This window comes from Colwellia sp. MEBiC06753, from assembly GCF_053470325.1.
In genome coordinates, this window is sequence record NZ_JBQMTM010000018.1 from 25252 (window position 1) to 42724 (window position 17473).

The 17473-nt window shown below is 41.0% G+C and carries 13 protein-coding genes; 4 read left to right on the plus strand and 9 right to left on the minus strand.

What is annotated here, in order from left to right; genetic code table 11:
- Nucleotides 1-25: 25 nt before the first annotated feature.
- From ACOB82_RS14045 to ACOB82_RS14070, 6 genes are all read right to left on the minus strand, one after another.
- Nucleotides 26-796 (minus strand): PEP-CTERM sorting domain-containing protein, encoded by a 771-nt coding sequence (locus ACOB82_RS14045; RefSeq protein WP_448213605.1) that lies wholly within the window; start codon nt 794-796, stop codon nt 26-28.
- Nucleotides 797-1305: 509 nt separating this feature from the next.
- Nucleotides 1306-2706 (minus strand): M20/M25/M40 family metallo-hydrolase, encoded by a 1401-nt coding sequence (locus ACOB82_RS14050; RefSeq protein ID WP_448213606.1) that lies wholly within the window; start codon nt 2704-2706, stop codon nt 1306-1308.
- Nucleotides 2707-3077: 371 nt separating this feature from the next.
- Complete coding sequence (locus tag ACOB82_RS14055; protein WP_448213607.1) at nt 3078-6218, minus strand: efflux RND transporter permease subunit; 3141 nt, start codon at nt 6216-6218, stop codon at nt 3078-3080.
- 10 nt (nt 6219-6228) lie between these two features.
- Nucleotides 6229-7329, minus strand: coding sequence for an efflux RND transporter periplasmic adaptor subunit (locus ACOB82_RS14060; protein WP_448213608.1), 1101 nt, complete (start codon nt 7327-7329; stop codon nt 6229-6231).
- Nucleotides 7330-7546: 217 nt separating this feature from the next.
- Nucleotides 7547-7888, minus strand: a complete 342-nt coding sequence (gene erpA, locus ACOB82_RS14065; RefSeq protein ID WP_448213609.1) for an iron-sulfur cluster insertion protein ErpA — start codon at nt 7886-7888, stop codon at nt 7547-7549.
- 100 nt (nt 7889-7988) lie between these two features.
- Nucleotides 7989-8720 carry a DUF6776 family protein gene (locus tag ACOB82_RS14070; protein ID WP_448213610.1) on the minus strand — a complete coding sequence of 244 codons (732 nt, stop codon included), beginning with the start codon at nt 8718-8720 and terminating at the stop codon, nt 7989-7991.
- Nucleotides 8721-8837: 117 nt separating this feature from the next.
- Here ACOB82_RS14070 and ACOB82_RS14075 point away from each other — a divergent pair, with 117 nt between their 5' ends.
- The 4 genes from ACOB82_RS14075 (at nt 8838) to hemL (ending at nt 13462) form a co-directional block, all read left to right on the plus strand.
- Nucleotides 8838-10469, plus strand: a complete 1632-nt coding sequence (locus ACOB82_RS14075) for a chloride channel protein (RefSeq protein ID WP_448213611.1) — start codon at nt 8838-8840, stop codon at nt 10467-10469.
- Nucleotides 10466-10897, plus strand: a complete 432-nt coding sequence (gene hemJ / locus ACOB82_RS14080) for a protoporphyrinogen oxidase HemJ (RefSeq protein ID WP_448213612.1) — start codon at nt 10466-10468, stop codon at nt 10895-10897. Before ACOB82_RS14075 ends, hemJ begins: the two co-directional genes overlap by 4 nt.
- A 260-nt stretch (nt 10898-11157) precedes the next feature.
- On the plus strand, nt 11158-12168 hold the full coding sequence (locus tag ACOB82_RS14085; RefSeq protein ID WP_448213613.1) for an aspartate carbamoyltransferase: 1011 nt from the start codon (nt 11158-11160) through the stop codon (nt 12166-12168).
- 10 nt (nt 12169-12178) lie between these two features.
- Nucleotides 12179-13462 carry a glutamate-1-semialdehyde 2,1-aminomutase gene (gene hemL, locus ACOB82_RS14090; RefSeq protein WP_448213614.1) on the plus strand — a complete coding sequence of 428 codons (1284 nt, stop codon included), beginning with the start codon at nt 12179-12181 and terminating at the stop codon, nt 13460-13462.
- Between the two features lie 92 nt (nt 13463-13554).
- Here hemL and ACOB82_RS14095 read toward each other — a convergent pair whose 3' ends face one another.
- From ACOB82_RS14095 to ACOB82_RS14105, 3 genes are all read right to left on the minus strand, one after another.
- On the minus strand, nt 13555-13971 hold the full coding sequence (locus ACOB82_RS14095) for a hypothetical protein (RefSeq protein ID WP_448213615.1): 417 nt from the start codon (nt 13969-13971) through the stop codon (nt 13555-13557).
- A 69-nt stretch (nt 13972-14040) separates the two neighbouring features.
- A complete protein-coding gene (gene mrcB, locus ACOB82_RS14100) occupies nt 14041-16353 on the minus strand; it encodes a penicillin-binding protein 1B (RefSeq protein WP_448213616.1) in 2313 nt (770 codons plus the stop codon).
- Nucleotides 16353-17411: a CNNM domain-containing protein gene (locus ACOB82_RS14105; protein ID WP_448213617.1), complete on the minus strand. Its 1059-nt coding sequence runs from the start codon at nt 17409-17411 to the stop codon at nt 16353-16355. The genes mrcB and ACOB82_RS14105 overlap by 1 nt, the downstream gene beginning before the upstream one ends.
- Between the last annotated feature and the right edge of the window lie 62 nt (nt 17412-17473).

Consider the following 17473-nt stretch of genomic DNA (forward strand, 5'->3'; position numbering starts at 1 on the left):
ACTTTAACTAGTTTTCTTTAGGTAATTACTTTGCCATCAACTTTTTTCGTGTTGCAAAACCAACTAGACCTAATGCCAAAATAGCTAATGTTGAAGGTTCAGGCACTTCTGCTGTCGTCGCTAAGCTAACCGCGTCAACGGCTAAGGAAGCTTCACCTAAATCAATATTGGTAAACCAACCATATCGGTTACCACCAACAGCATCAGGAATTAAATCACTTGCATTAGAACGTGTCTCAGTAAATAAAATATTACCTAACGCATCTTTTAAGTTTAAATCGACAGATAATACGCCACCGACATTTTTAAATAAGTGTTCGAAAATATACCAACCACTCGACGCAACAATATGGTGACTACCACTTTCTAGGTTTTCAACCGGATCGAAATTAGTATTATTGCTACCGCCCACTAATAAGTCGCCGGTTGAGGTATCTTTGGTAACATGAAAAATAAAGTCTCTTTGATGAACGCCATCACTCCCATTTGAAGCTACAGAATAATCAAATCCTGCACCTAAATTCCAATCCATATCTAAGTAAATGGCCGCTTGTGCTGAATATTCTCCAGGGTAAATACTACTATAGCCACCAAAACGCGTAAATGGACCAGCATCTGTTTGAGAAAACAAGCCAAAATAGCTGCCGTCAAATGCAGTTATACCATCAGTACCGGAAATTACGCGTTCAACTCCACCATAGATGTTTACACCATCTCCATTAACGGTATTCCAACCGTTAGTATCGGTTTCAAAACCTTGTGAAAACAACAGTGATGCATTGGCACTTGCAACCATTATGGTCGATAAAAGCAATGAACTGGTTATTTTTATTATCTTAAGCTCCTTCGCTGAGAATATCTAAGTGATTCATTGTTATGATAAATAATACTCATAACAAGTGACTTAAATTCCTAAAGCAAGAAAGTATCCAATATTAATTTTATCCTACTAAACAATTAGTTAACTCAAAAACACACAGAAAACTTATCAAAAAAGCAGTTAAGTCAGCAGAATTGTAAAAATCACATGCAGTTTTTTTCAAAACGATATCAATTAAATTACAACAAAAACACCTAGTTAACATAATATTAACAAGATAAGATATTAAAATCGTTAACACTACTCAATTGACCTCTGAAAGTCGTAAAGTTTGTAAAAGTCCCTGACACAGGTTAACCAGTTTCTTGGCGTTTAACTCAACAAATGCATTACAAGCCTCTTAAAGAACTTTGATAAAAAAAGAGCCGAAAGGCTCTTTTTCTAGAATATTAATAGGTCAAATTAGCCATTCCAAACACTAAGCACTACTGACGAAAATCTGCGTCAGCTTGTGCAGCGAAATACGCAAACATGGTATAGATTGCTGTATTTTGCTTTAAATCATCAGGGTTGATTTTATCTAACGTATCATTTTCGGTGTGATGATAGTCAAAATAACGAGAGCCATCTGGTGCAAAGCTTACGCTTGGCATTCCTTTGTCTGATAATGCGCCCATATCAGATTGTGCTCTCGCATTGTTTTCTGGTGCTAGTGCAACACCTAACGGCGCGATATATTGAGCAAATTCACGCAACGCAGTTAATGACTCAGCACCAACACCCGTTCTCATTTGATAAATGCGACCTAGTCCAAAATCCCACTCAGCACCTAAAACATGGTTTGCCATATCTGCTTGATGTAATTCCACGTATTTTTTCGCACCAAGTAAGCCCACTTCTTCAGCGGCAAATAAAATAACCCGAACAGTGCGCTTTGGTGCTTTAGGTAATTGACCAATATGATGAGCTGCAGCCATCACCATACCAATCCCTAAACCGTCATCTAACGCGCCAGTACCAACATCCCAGCTATCAAGATGCGCACCAATAGCCACGATTTCATTAGGTAATTCACTACCGGTAATTTCACCAATAACATTGGCAGACTTGATCACCACATCTTCATTAACTTCTGAAGTTAATTTCAAATAAAAGCTTACTGGTTTACCGCGTTTAAGCATATTCACTAATAAATCAGCATCCGGGTTTGAAATTGCCGCAGCAGGAATTTTCTTCACACCAGCGGTGTAGCGCATAACGCCAGTATGGGCAGTACGATTATCATCAGTCCCCACCGAACGCATCACTAAAGCAGAGGCACCTTTTTCAGCAGCAATTGATGCACCTTGAACACGTGTGCCAACGGCTTTACCGTAACCGTTACCATCGATATGACGTTCCATTTGGTAAGAAACAAAAGCAATTTTACCGTTTAAGCTATTTGGCTTAGCTGCTTTTAAATCATCTAGGGTTTCAAAGTGAGCTATTTCTGCAGTGATTCCTTCTTCGCCAGTACCAACACTGCCACCTAAGGCTAAGGCCACCATTTTTTGTGGATAAGGAGCAATAATATTCGCTTCTACATCACCGCGTAACCACTGAGTAGAGGTGACTTCTTCGGTCCAAACTTTATCAAAGCCCAATGCTTTCATTTTATCTACAGCCCACGCCACTGATTTAGCATCACCTGGTGTGCCCATTAATCGATTACCAACTTCCGTTGTTAACGATTCAATGATTTGATAAGAGACATCGCTATTTAAACTTTGTTTTTTTAGCTCCATCAATGTCGCTTGTTCTTGTTGATTAATTGCCGCTGCATGCACGCTAGATACCGACAATGCGGTCAGCGTGGCAAATAACATTGAGGCCATTTTATTTTTCATTTTATCTCCTTTAATACCAATTTTATTAAATATTTAACCAGTTCAGAGCTACGTCAGGATCGTGGGAACAAAGCAAATTGATGCCGGTGTAGTCATTCTCCACCAAGGCAATTTGTAAAGTTATCACTTTCATGGGCGAGTTCCCAAAGGGCGAGTTTAAACGGCTTATATGCTGCGTTACTGATTTTGATAAGGGAATAACCATTATTTGCAATCAAAGCCTTGCCTATAAGCCGTTTAATTCTCGCTGAATGATCAAATATTTAATTCAATTGGTAGGGCAAATAACAAACGGCCAAACTCAATGAATTTAGCCGTTGGAACTTATATCTGATTAACCTAGCGTTATTTAATCTTGCTCGCAATCGCTATCAGGCAGCATCACTAATTTTTTCGACAGAATGCTGAGACTTAAGCGTAGCGTTTTGCAACTTTTTCTCTTTCTTTAGATCTCTTAGCGCTAACAAAGTTGGGGTCAAGATTAAGGTTAATACCGTGGCAAACGCTAAACCACCCGCGATTGCGGTCGCTAATTGCGCCCACCATTGGGTGGATGGCGCGCCAAATACAGCAGTGCGTTCAAAAAAGTCTAAATTGACCTGCAATACCATAGGCATCAGCCCTAGTATTGTTGTAATTGTTGTTAGCATGACTGGCCTTAAGCGCTGTGCACCTGTGCGTAGAATTGCATCGGTGATAGGGTAACCTTGTTGCCTTAACACATTGTAAGTATCAATTAACACAATGTTATTGTTTACCACTATCCCCGCCAGCGAAATTACACCAATTCCCCCCATAACAATACCAAACGGCTTTTGCACGATTAGCAGAGCCAAAAATACCCCTATGGTCGAGAAAATTACCGCACTAAGAATGAGAAAGGCTTGATAGAAGCTATTAAATTGGGTCACCAAAATAATCGCCATGACAAAAAGTGCAACACCAAAGGCATTCACTAAAAAGTCTTCGGATTCTTGTTGGTCTTCATTTTGACCTTTGATCGCTATATCAACTAAAGGATCTAAGCCTAATGACGGTAACTGTTCTTTTAGTTTCGGTAGCTCTTTGATTAATTGGGCCCCCGGAATAAGGTTAGCCTGAACCGAAACAACTCGTTTGCCGTCTACCCGTCGAATGGTATCGACTTTTGGCGCAGCCTTGCGTTCAACAAAACTGCCAACAGGCACTAAGCCTTCCGCGGTTTTAACGCGAATAGTATCTAACCGGCCAATGTTACGTTTGTCTTCAGGAAAGCGCACTCGAATATCAAGTTCATCATCAACATCATCTGGCCGATATTCACCCAGCTTTAAACCATTTGTTACCATTTGCACCGTTGAACCAAGTAACGCGGCATCTGCACCATAGGTTGCAGCTAAAGCGCGATCAACTTTGAGTTGCCATTCAATGCCGGGTTTAGAGCCGGTATCTTCGATATTAGTAAATTGGCCATTAGCCACTAACGCATCACGAATAATTTTAACATTTTCGTCTAATTTATTTGGAAAACGCGAGCTAAGCTCAATGACTAAGTCTTTACCACTTTGCGGGCCTGGACTATTTTTTCTTGCTTCAATTTCAACACCAGCTAAATCAGCGGTACGTGCTTCAATATCTTTAATAATGTCATCCGCGGGTTTACGCTCAAGCCAATCTTTAAAGTTAATCCTAAAGGTACCGACAATATCATTTCCGCCGGTGCGCGTATAAAGCGTATCAATACCGTCAATCGGTAGTACACGAGCTTCAATATCACGCATAATTGCATCTTTTTCTTGAATCGATAAATCACCATGAGAGCGCACCAACATAGTGGCACTAGTTGGCTCAACGTCAGGGAAGAAAATGGCGCCAAGCCCAGATTGACCGTAGGCCCACATGACTGCAATTGCTAAAAGTATTGTAGTGGCCAAAACTTTTTTAGGATTATGAATCGCTTTATTTAGCGCTTTAACATAATAGCCCGAAAAGCCATGGAGTTTAGTTAAATCGCCGTCTTCCGCTTCCATCATTTGCGCTTTTTGATCATCAGATAACACTCTAGATTTACCAAATACCGCGCCTAGGGTTGGCACAAAAACTAACGCCATCGCCAGTGAAGCAGTTAACACGGCAATTAAGGTAAACGGCAAGTATTTCATAAACTCGCCCATCATGCCTGGCCAAAACATTAACGGCGCAAATGCGGCGAGTGTTGTCGCGGTTGATGCAATAATTGGCCAAGCCATACGCCGAGCAGCGGCCTGATACGCTTTAACTCGATCAACGCCTTCGCTCATTTCACGATCAGCAAATTCCGTCACAACTATCGCGCCATCGACCAACATACCTACGGCCATAATCAGGCCAAATAGCACCACTATATTCACGGTTAGACCAGCCATGGCAATCACCAAAATGCCAGTTAAAAACGCCCCCGGAATTGCTAGGCCAACTAGCATAGCACTGCGAGTACCCAATGCTGCAATTACCACAATTACCACTAACAACACTGCCGATAACACATTGTTCTGTAGGTCGCTGAGTGTATTTTTTACTTCAACTGACTGATCGCCAACATAGTCAACCATCACTTGATTGGGCCACTTTTGACGGCTTTCTTCGACTAAAGTTTTGACTTTATTGACCGTATCAATAATGTTTTCGCCTGAGCGCTTTTTCACTTCTAACGATATAGAGCGCTCACCATCTAGTCGAGCAAACGAGGTGGCATCTTTGTAGGAGCGACGAACTGTTGAGACATCCTCAAAGGTAATGACTCGGTCGCCATTTACTTTAATTGGTAAGTCCAACAAATCTTGAATACTTTCAAAAACAGATGGGACTTTGACCGCAAAACGCCCTTTACCCGTATCCATGGTTCCGGCAGGTACTAGCCTGTTGTTACGCTCAACAAGGTTATAAATATCACCTTGATCTAAGCCGTAGCTTTCCATCAGCAGTGGGTCGACAATAATCTCGACCATGTCTTCACGATCACCACCAATTTCAACTTCCAGCACTTCCTGTAAGCCTTCAATATCGTCACGCAACTCACGCGCTAAGGTAACCAAACCACGCTCAGTTACTGGCCCAGATAAAATAACCGTTACCGCTGGCTCTTGGTTAGCCATGGTAATTTCATGCACTTCCGGCTCTTCAGTTTCTGACGGTAATTTTGCTTTTGCTAGCGTCACTTTATCACGCACATCTGCAAGTGCTTCTTTGGGATCAAGGCCTGCGACAAATTCCAAGGTAATTGAGGCGTGTCCTTCACTGGCATTTGCCGTCATTTCTTTTACGCCGGCAATTGATTTCAGCTCATTTTCCATTGGCCGCACTAACATGCGCTCAGCATCTTCTGGCGCAATACCATCATGTACCATTGACACATAAATAAATGGAATAGTGACATCTGGATTAGATTCTTTGGCTATATTGGCGTAGGTTATTGCGCCAGAAAGCAGTAACAGCACGAAAATTAACAGTACTGAACGGGTTCTACTTAACGCCGCATCGATAAGAGTAAGCATCTGTTTCTGCCTATTGAGTGTCGGTGTCTGAGTAAACGGCTTGAACTTTATCACCTGCGCGGACAAAACCTTGCCCAAGGGTAATAATATTTGCTTGCTCACCCAAGCCGGTTAGCCAAATACCGTCACTTTCACTTTTGACGATATTAATATCAGTAAATTTGACCTGATCATCTACCACAGTTTTAACACCAACATTGCCCTGCTCATCTAGCGCCAATAACGCAGGAGAAATTTTTATCGCCGGCACTTGGTCTAAAGCAATCAGTACTTCACTACTAATGCCTGCCAATAATTTATGCTCGGCATTTTCAATAGCCACTTCTATTTTAAAGGTATTAGTTGCATCATCGGCAACACTGGCAATATATCGAATGTGACCTTCAAACTGTAGGCCATTTAGCAACTTAACTTCGGCTGCTTGACCTTTTTTAAGTTGAGTAACTTGGTGTTCTGTTGCATGTGCCCTAACCACTAAGGGCGTTAAATCAGCAAGCATGGCCACTTGATCGCCCACTTTAACGTAGTCACCCACTTCGACATAACGAGTATTCATCACACCGTCGAATGCTGCACGAATCACCGTATGATCCAGTGCGACTTCCAAACGTTTAATTTCAGCTTTAACTGCTGCTAAATCAGCTTCTGCTCGCGATAACTGTACACGGCCTTGGTAACCATCTTTATTAAGTTTTAACGCACCTTGGTATTCCATTTCCCGTTGCACTAATAAAGCCTTACTTTTTTCCAGTTGCGCAGGTAAATCATTTTCAGCAATTTTGGCAACCACATCGCCTTTTTTAACAAAGGTTCCCCTTTTCGCCAGCACTTCAGTAATTCGACCTGCAACTTCAGCTTTCAAGGTTGTCGACCGATTAGGCTCTGTACGCCCATACAGATCGACACTGTCATAAACCGCAGTCGCAGTCATAGTTTCTACTTTAACTTTAGGGATAGGTAATTTATGTTGCTGTGCAGTATCAGTTGCTTCTGTTGGCTTGCTTGCCATTAAGCCTGAAGCCATCCACACAACCAAGGCTAAACTAATAGCAGCCGCTAAAATATATGGACGTTCAGCAATCCATTGACGGGTGATCATTTTGTTTTTCATTGATGGATCTTCTATAAAATAGACTCAACAGTCTACCCCAAGCTCTTTGACGATTCAAAAACCTCGGTGTTACTAAATGTTAATATAAGGTTACATGTAAGCAATATTAATACGAATCGATCACAATGTATTGCAAAAAAACAGACATTAAAAAAGCCCGCAAGGGAGTCTTACGAGCTTTCTATTAATAATGTTTAAAATTTAAGCGTGAAGATGATTAAATCGAGAATGACGAGCCACAGCCACAAGTTGTTGTTGCATTGGGGTTAGTTACCACAAATCGACTGCCTTCTAGACCTTCAATATAGTCGACTTCACCACCAACTAAATACTGTAAGCTCATTGGATCAACCACCATAGTCACTCCTTGCTTCTCAATAGTCATATCACCTTCATTTACTTTTTCATCAAAGGTAAAGCCATATTGAAAGCCAGAGCAACCGCCACCCGTTACATAAACACGTAATTTTAACGCTGGATTCTCTTCTTCCGTGACGAGGGCAAGCACTTTCGTTGCAGCTGCATCGGTAAATTGAATCGGTAATTCTGGGTTTGACATCGGTTAATTTTTCTCACAGTAAACGTTAGGGGGTGAATTATCTTAAACCTGAGTAATTTAATCAAGTATTGAGCTTGAATTCGCTTCAGATAAGCCGTTGCTATTCTTGGACAGTAAAGACTTCTGACCAATTAAATATTTGATTTAGCTCATGGTATGTTTGCCATTTTCCTTTTGGCAACACTGCCTTTACTTCAACAGTTTCAGGCACAAACTTTTCAGGTAGCGTTACTTCGCCATCAATCGCCTGAAAAAACTTCAAACTAAATGACAGCTGTTCTTTAGTCAGATCGCTGATTTGATTAAGTGTTACTTGATGAGGCTTACCCGCCAAGCTGCCACGAATCGTTAGGTCAATATAGCCTTGAGCAAAACGTTTCTTTATCGACTGCTGCACTAACACCACACTAAAGCGATAATGTTCAGTACTTTCAGATGATTGAAATGTCACTGAATCAATCACTAAACCATCGGCTTGTTTTTCCGGTGCCATCACTTTCTGATAAAAAGCTAACTCTTTCTTAACGGCAAAATGCTTTTCTTCCATTAAGCGAATCATGTCTTGAGCTTGCTTATTCGCTAAGCGCTCGACTTCTAATTCAACTTCTAAGGTGTGAATACGCTTTAAATGATTATTCTGGGTTTGATACAGGTTATCTAGACGCGTTTTTTGCTGGGCAATCGTTTGTAATTGATTACCATGGTAATAGTTGCCAAGTCGGTAACCAACATAAAGACATAGTGCGATTGTCGAAAATAACAGTAATGCCGATTTAAATACACCAAGGCGCTTAACCACTACCGACAGATTTATTTTTGCTAACCAATTCATTTATAAAGTATTATTGATATTAATAATTACAACAAAAAATCTACTTCTTTGATAAATAAAAACTTTTTAAAAAGTACACTTTCAAACTTTGGCTTAGAAAGCCGGATAAGATTAGCAATGCCAAGTACTTCATGGCAGCTTTGCTTATTGGCAATTCTTGGCGGCCTGATTTCGTCACTGCTTATCGTTTTATTTATCGGCGCTATACACACTGTGCACCAGTTGCTGCTTTCCGATCTCGGGCACTATAGCAGTTTAAATCAATTAAGTCGTTTTCTATTACCAATAATCGGCGTAATTATTATTTTAGTGATCGCTAAAATTACCGGTTATCAATATATTCGAACCGGTATCCCTTTTGTTTTACATCGATTAAAAATTGCTTATGGTGTTATTCCTCTACGCAATACAATAAATCAATTTTTTGGTGGCATTATTACCCTAGCCAGTGGTTTTTCTGTTGGCAAAGAGGGACCTGCAGTGCATCTTGGTGCAGCCTGTAGCGGTTATATTGGCAGTGTTTTAAACCTACCATCGAATGCCATTAGAACGTTATCTGCCTGTGGTGTCGCTGCCGCAATAGCTGCCTGTTTTAATACGCCAATTGCCGCCGTAATTTTTGTAATGGAAGTGATATTACGTGAATACAAAGTTCACATGTTTATTCCAATTATGTTAGCGGCAATTGTCGGCTCTATGGTCACCAGCAGTATCTTTGGTCCAGCTCATCAGTTTGAGTTCTTCAGCACCATTTCAATGGATTACCATCAATACCCTTGGCTCATTATTTTAGGGGCGATGTTGGGGGCTTTAGCATCAATTTTTAATCGCTATATCATTTCTATGATTAAGCACTTTCAGCATATTCATATTGCTAAACGCTTTGCCACTGCCGCACTACTTACCGGCATTGTCGGACTCTGGGTACCACATGCCATGGGGACAGATATCAGTGCAATAAACTTTGTTATGACCAATAATAGCGAATATTCAATGTTAATTGGCTTACTGCTAGCGAAGTGCTTCTTAACCATTATTGCCATTGGTCTTGGCTTACCGGGCGGCATTATTGGCCCGATTATGGGAATTGGCGCCATTGCTGGAGCCGCTACAGCTGGCATGCTTGGCGTCGATGGCACACATTCCCAAATGACTAGTGACTTTGCCTTAATGGGCATGGCAGGCTTTATGGCAGCAACACTCAATGCCCCATTAGCCGCTTTACTTGCTGTGGTCGAATTATCTAATCAATTGGAAATGGTGCTACCGGCAATGTTAATTATTTCGGCGTCATGTTTGTGTTCTGGGCAACTTTTCAAAAACCGTTCAATTTTTATTATGCAATTGAACACACAAAACCTTGCTTACAGAAAACCACCAATTGAGGACGCATTACAGCGAATGGGCGTACTTGGTGTTATGAAACAAAACATTACGCTAGTAACTGGCGATGATAACAACAAACAGCTGTCTGAATTAATCGCTGATGATAACTACCTCATTATGGTTAATAATGATGAGTACTATTGGCACGAAGTAATTACTGACGATCAAGGTACAATTAAATTTAGGCAACATAAGCTAATCGCTATATCGAGCAAAGATACGCTATCAGAGGCTTATTGGGCATTGAAAGAAAAACGTTGTGGCGGAATATATGTTTACGACAAGACACCAAATAATCTGGTGGGTTTTTTATCGTTTGAACAAGTTCGTCGTTATTTATTGGAAGGAAAAATAGATCAATGATCACCATTGTATGGCTAAAAGCATTTCACGTAATTTTTATGGTTGCCTGGTTTGCTGGCATCTTTTATTTACCGCGCTTATTTGTCAATCACGCAGACACTAACAGTAAAGATGTTATTGAACGCTTAAAAGGTATGGAAAGAAGGTTATTGTACTTTGTCACCCCATTTGCTTTTTTAACCGTCGCCTTTGGTATTGCCATTATTTTAAATTATGGAAAAGAATGGTTTGTCGCGTCGAAATGGTTACATTACAAACTCACGTTAGTACTAATCCTTTTGGCTTATCATGGCTATTGTTTTAAGTTGTTAAATGACTTTAAAAATGACAACAATAAACGTTCAAGCAAATTTTACCGAGTCTTTAATGAAGTGCCGGTTTTGCTGCTATTTGCCGTAGTTATATTGGCTTACGTTAAGCCGATGTAATATTTTCAACAATGAATATTGCTGTGAGCCCAAAAGTGCTTGCGTTACCGCGGGTAATTTATCGTAAATTAGCGACTAATTACCCGTTCTTGCTCATTTAACTTACGGTAACGTCCCCGACTAAATACACTGGCATACTCATTCATTTGTTTATCGAACTATGCTATATTCGCGCCGTTATTTTTGGTGACAATCACACACGACAACACAATAACAATGCACTAACTCTGCACACACGTGCAATAAGCTGGGTAAGCACAATGATGAAATTTCAAGGTAGTCACATACTATCTGTGTCGCAGTTTGATCGCGACGCAATCGCCAGAATCCTCGATGTATCAGCGCAAATGGCACCTTATGCCTCAAGACAAAAGCGTTGCCATGTTTTAGACGGCGCAATTTTAAATAATTTATTTTTTGAACCAAGTACACGAACTCGCGTGAGCTTTGGTGCGGCCTTTAACTTACTTGGCGGCTTTGTTCGCGAAACAGTTGGTGAAGAAAACTCGTCATTAAGTAAAGGCGAGTCATTGTACGATACTGCGCAAGTGATCAGTGGCTATTCTGATGTTATCGCCATGCGTCACCCTAAAATGCACTCGGTAGCTGAATTTGCCCAAGGCTCAAGTGTGCCGGTTATCAATGGTGGCGACGGTGCGAATGAACACCCAACACAAGCATTATTAGACCTATTCACCATTCAGTCAGAAATGTCACGCTTTGGCAAAGGTCTAGACAACTTAAATATTGTGTTAATGGGTGATTTAAAACATGGCCGCACCGTGCATTCGTTATCGAAATTATTAAGCTTATATAACAATGTCAAAATAACTATGGTGTCACCACAAGCACTACAAATGCCTGACGGTGTTATTTCTACCCTAGTTGATGCTGGTCACGAAGTGGTGATCACCGACCAAATCGCCGGTAACCTTGCGTGCGATGTTATTTACCAAACGCGTATTCAGCAAGAGCGCTTTGCCAGTAAAGACGAAGCAGACTTATATCGCGGTCACTTTAGTTTAAATCGACAAATTTATCAGCAGTATTGCAAAGAAAATACCGTGATCATGCATCCATTACCACGTGACTCTCGTCCAGAAGCCAACGAGTTAGATACTGACCTAAACGATTTAGCCAATTTAGCCATTTTCCGCCAAGCACAAAATGGTGTGTTAGTACGTATGGCGCTTTTTGCCCTGACATTAGGCGTTGAAAATAAATTAACCGATTATGAAAAACCAGTAACTTGGTTTACCAGTAAATTTTAAGCGAGCCATTATGAATAAATCTGAACAATTATTTGAACAAGCAAAGACCATTATTCCTGGTGGCGTCAACTCTCCCGTTCGTGCTTTTAATGGCGTGGGTGGCACACCATGTTTTATCGAAAAAGCGGAAGGCGCCTATATCTTTGATGCCGATGGTAACAAGTATATTGATTATGTGGGTTCTTGGGGACCAATGATCTTAGGCCACAATCACCCAGCTATCAAAAACGCAGTATTAGCTGCGGTAGAAAATGGTTTAAGCTTTGGTGCGCCAACCGCATTAGAAATTACCATGGCGGAAAAAGTACGTGAATTAGTACCGTCAATGGAAAGTTTGCGTATGGTTAGTTCAGGTACCGAAGCTACCATGAGCGCTATTCGCCTAGCTCGTGGTTATACTGGCCGCGATAAAATTCTAAAGTTTGAAGGCTGTTATCACGGTCACGCTGATTCACTTTTAGTAAAAGCGGGCTCAGGTGCGTTAACGATGGGCGTACCAAATTCACCGGGTATTCCTGAGGATTTTGCTAAACACACGTTAACCGTGAGTTTCAATAAACTTGACGAAGTTAAACAAGTATTTGCTGAATGTGGTGATCAAATTGCCTGTATTATCGTAGAACCAGTTGCTGGTAACATGAACTGTATTCCGCCAGTTCAAGGCTTCTTAGAAGGTCTGCGCGAAGTCTGTGATCAATACGGCAGTGTGCTTATTTTTGATGAAGTAATGACCGGTTTTCGTGTGGCATTAGGTGGCGCGCAAGCTCACTATAACATTACTCCTGACTTAACCACTCTAGGCAAGGTCATTGGTGGTGGTATGCCAGTCGGTGCCTTTGGTGGTAAAAAAGCGATTATGGATTACATCGCCCCAGCAGGCCCTGTTTACCAAGCAGGTACGCTTTCAGGTAACCCAATTGCGATGGCAGCAGGTTTAGCTTCGATAAACGAATTAAGCCAGGGTGAAAAACACCAGCAATTAACTGCCAACACTGAGAAAGTGGCAAAAGGCTTTAAAGCCGCAGCTGATAACCACGGTATTCCATTAGCAATTAATTATGTGGGTGCCATGTTTGGCTTCTTCTTTACTGAACAGTCAGAGGTTACGACTTACGCTCAGGCAACAGCGTGTGACGGTGAGCGCTTTAAAAAGTTCTTCCACTTAATGTTAGATGAAGGTGTTTACTTAGCGCCATCTGCATTTGAAGCAAGCTTCTTATCAACCGCTCACAGTGATGCTGACATTGACGCGACCATTGCCGCCGCAGATCGTTGTTTTGCCAAACTTAAATAACCTCAAGTTAAATAGTTAGCAACAAGCTACGCTCAATAAAAAAGCCGCTACATGCGGCTTTTTTAGTTCTTTTGGTACAGTCACTACAACAGCTACTCTGATAACTTTGATTTAATCAGTAATTGCTGCTCAATCCACTCCTTCCCTGCTTGCCAACCTAGTTCTAAGCCTGAAAATGTTTTTATATTCCAATCATCCATATACCTAACTTTTTCCACACCTTGGGTAGAACGTTTAGCCACGTCATCATAAACAACCACAGCTAAAGCCAAAAGCTTAGGGTGAGAGCCAATAGTTAACTTTGCCTCAAATGAATAATCATAAGGATTAATACGGTTAATAATAAGGCCAAATCCATCATCAAAGTGCTCTGCTAGAAATTGCTCATATTCTTCCACCATCTCCAACGAAATGATTGTGTGGCTGTTGACGATCACTTCGGCAATATCATCGGCAATGATATTAATACGAGCAAAGCTCAATTGGTGTTGTGTTTTTACCGAAGCCATAATCGGTTATTCTTTTCATTTAATAATTATTTATACCGAAAGTTTTACAAGATACAGTGGACGTTCTGATCACCCCCCGAAAAGTTTTTCAAACCATGACCGCTTATCTTCAACTTTTTCCATACAATTAGAGTAGCTCATCTCTGTCGTTATCGCTGGATATTTTACCATTTGCTGACAAGTTTCTTTCACTGGATTGCCAGTAGTGCTTTCAAATGCAACGTCAGCAATGTTACTTGGCATCTCGCGATATAAACTTTGCACGCCTAACTGTTTTATAACATTGGCAAATAATACTAATGCGCCACTACTACCGGTCAATTTTGTTGGCGTATTGTCATCATGGCCGATCCATGTGGTCATTAAATGATGTTGATCATAGCCAACAAACCAACTATCACGTTGGTCATTCGTTGTACCGGTTTTACCTGCAATCACACTATCTTTTAAGCGCCAAGTAAGTGACTTTGCCGTGCCGCGCTCAGCAACTTGCTCTAGGGCATAATTGACCAAATAAGCACTTTGCGATGACAACCGCTGTTCGACCTTAGGTTGGTACTGCCAAAGTGTTTCACCGTTTAAAGCGGCAATATGCCTAATGGCATGAGTTTGCTCGTAATACCCCTGATTTGCGATTGGTAAGTACATTTGATTAATTTCAAATGGCGACATGTTTATCGCACCTAGCAACATTGAAGGTCTTAATGTCACTGGTTGCTGATAACCAAGCATTTGCATAGATTGGTTAATGGTATCAAGCCCCAACATCATTCCTAGATTAACCGTAGGAATATTCAGCGAGTTTACAAGGCCATCAATTAATGGCACCTGATCACGAAACTTTCCGTCATAATTTTGTGGTTGCCATTGCTTACCTTGGCCAGCACCTAAAGTAATAGGCTTGTCTTCAATCACCGTTGCTAAAGAAAATTGATGATACTGCTCTAATGCCGGTAAATAAATCGCGGGTTTAATCAGCGAACCTATCGGTCGTTTGGCATCAAGCGCTCGATTAAAGCCTTTGTTAGTTGGCTCTCTATCCCCCACTAGTGCAATAATTTCACCGGTAATGCGGTCAGTAATTATCGCTGCTGCTTGTAAATTAGTTTGATGGTGCTTAGCTTCAAGCGTTGACAAGGTTTGGCGAGTTACCTGTTCCAGCATCAACTGTGTTTTCATCGAAAAGCCAGTAAACACTTTAATACCAGCACTGCGCTCTTGTCCGGCTAGTAGTTGCGGCAACTCTCGTTTAACCAGTTGAATATAATTATAAAAATACTGTTTTGCTAAACGGCGCTCTGAGCGAATTTCCAAGTCAGCATTGACCGACGATTCAAAGGTTGCACTATTAATTAAATGATTTTCGAACATTAACCTAAGTACCAGATCTCGGCGCTTTTTAGCCCGAGCTGGTTGTCGCCAAGGATCGTAAAAGCTAGGGCCTTTAATTACCCCTACTAATAATGCCATTTGCGCTGGAGTCAGCTGTTTTAACGGCTGACCAAAATAGAATTCCGCGGCTAGGCCAAAGCCATAGACACCATTGGCATAGTGCTGCCCTAAGTAAACTTCGTTGATGTACGCTTCAAGCAACTGGTCTTTGCTGTAACGAAACTCAAGAATTAACGCCATTAGCGCTTCATTTACTTTTCGAGTAATGGTTTTATCTCTGGTTAAAAACATGTTTTTAACCAATTGCTGGGTAAGTGTACTTCCCCCTTGCACCGTGCGGCCAGCAGTTAAGTTGCTATACAGAGCCCGTAAAATGCCCAGTGGTGATATGCCTTTGTGAAAATAAAATTCGCGATCTTCCACCAACAACAAAGTATCAATTAAAGATTCAGGTACTGACACTAAATTAACCAATACGCGGTCTTCTTTAGACTCCGGCACAATTCGGGTGATCAGCTGTGGTTCAATTGCTAGCTGCTTAACTGGCACGTCATCAACATATAGTCGTAACACTTTGCCGGCGTTTACATCTATTGTCAGGGTTTCACTAGGAAGGTCGACGTCAATATTAGCAAAAGCTTGGCGGAAAATAATAATGCGTGATGATGAAAGGGCAAACTGCCCTGGCTTCCAAACTTTTTTTACCTTGTCATAACCTGAACGCTTGAGCATATCAGCTAAACGAGGCAAAAATAGCTTATCACCAATCGCAATATTTTCAGCGCGACTAAATACTTGTACCGGTATTTGCCAACGCTCCCCTTCAAATTTAGCTTTCACTTTGGCATCAAGGTAAATGACGTAGAGTGACAACGCTAAAATAAAGACTAACGATAATTTAAGAGTGGTGTAAAACAGCCAGCGACCAATACCTTTGGATGGTGTTGGCGGCTTTTTATCTGATTTTTTTGGTGTTTTTTTCGCAGACATTACGACGTAGACTTAGCGTCAGTTTTCTCTACTTTTGTTTTTAATCGGCGACGGTACCGAGCTTTTGCTAATTTTTGCATATCTTCAACGGCATCACTTTCATCAACAATTTCTCGCCCGAGAAATGTCTCAATACAGTCTTCTAATGTCACAATTCCAGCCGTTTGACCAAAATGATCTTCAACTAAAAAAATATGTTCATGACGTTTAATAAATACATCAAGTAAATTTAACACCGGAAAGCTTTCTGAAATGCGGTAAATCGGCGACGCAATATCTTTGACTAAGCTATCACCTAAACCTTGGCGTTCGCTTTCATATAAATTAGCTTTTAGTAGCACGCCAGTAATTTGATCAATAGAGTCTTTATAAATTGGAATACGGGTAAATATCGCGGTGTTTTTCGCTGATAATGCCTCAGTAACGGTAATATCTTCTGGTAGCGCATGCACCACACTTCGTGGCGTTAAAATATCTTCAGTTTTAGCATCTTTTAATTGCAGAATATTTTCTACTAGCTGGTTTTCGGTATTTTTAATATCGCCATTTTTGTGACTAAGTGCCGCTAGTGCCATGACCTCTTCGCGACTAATAGCTTCTTCTTTACCTTTACTAAATAACTGAGTCAGTTGGGTAGACAACCAAACTAATGGATACACTAACTTGACTAAAAACGTAATTATATAAGCACATGGCACCGCTAAAGAACGCCAAAACGTTGCCCCTAACGTTTTAGGAATAATTTCTGAAAAATACAAAATCGCCAAGGTTAACAAGAATGCGATTAATGTTTCCTGTTGCTCGCCAAACACGCGGATAGCCTGGGCACCAACGCCAGCAGCGCCCATAGTATGGGCAAACGTATTAAGGATCAGAATGCTAGAAATTGACTGATCTAAGTCATCTTTGACTTTTGCCAGTACCTTGCCGCCTCGCGGCTTTTCACTCTGCACTTTGGCAACGAAGCTCGGAGTCACCGACAAAAGCACCGCTTCTAGAATTGAACAAAGAAAAGAAACACCAATGGCGATAGCCAAATAGATAAAAAGCAGTGTCATTAAACCATAGAATTTAGTTAATCAATTGAACCGACAATATACCCAATTGCTAGAAAATTTGA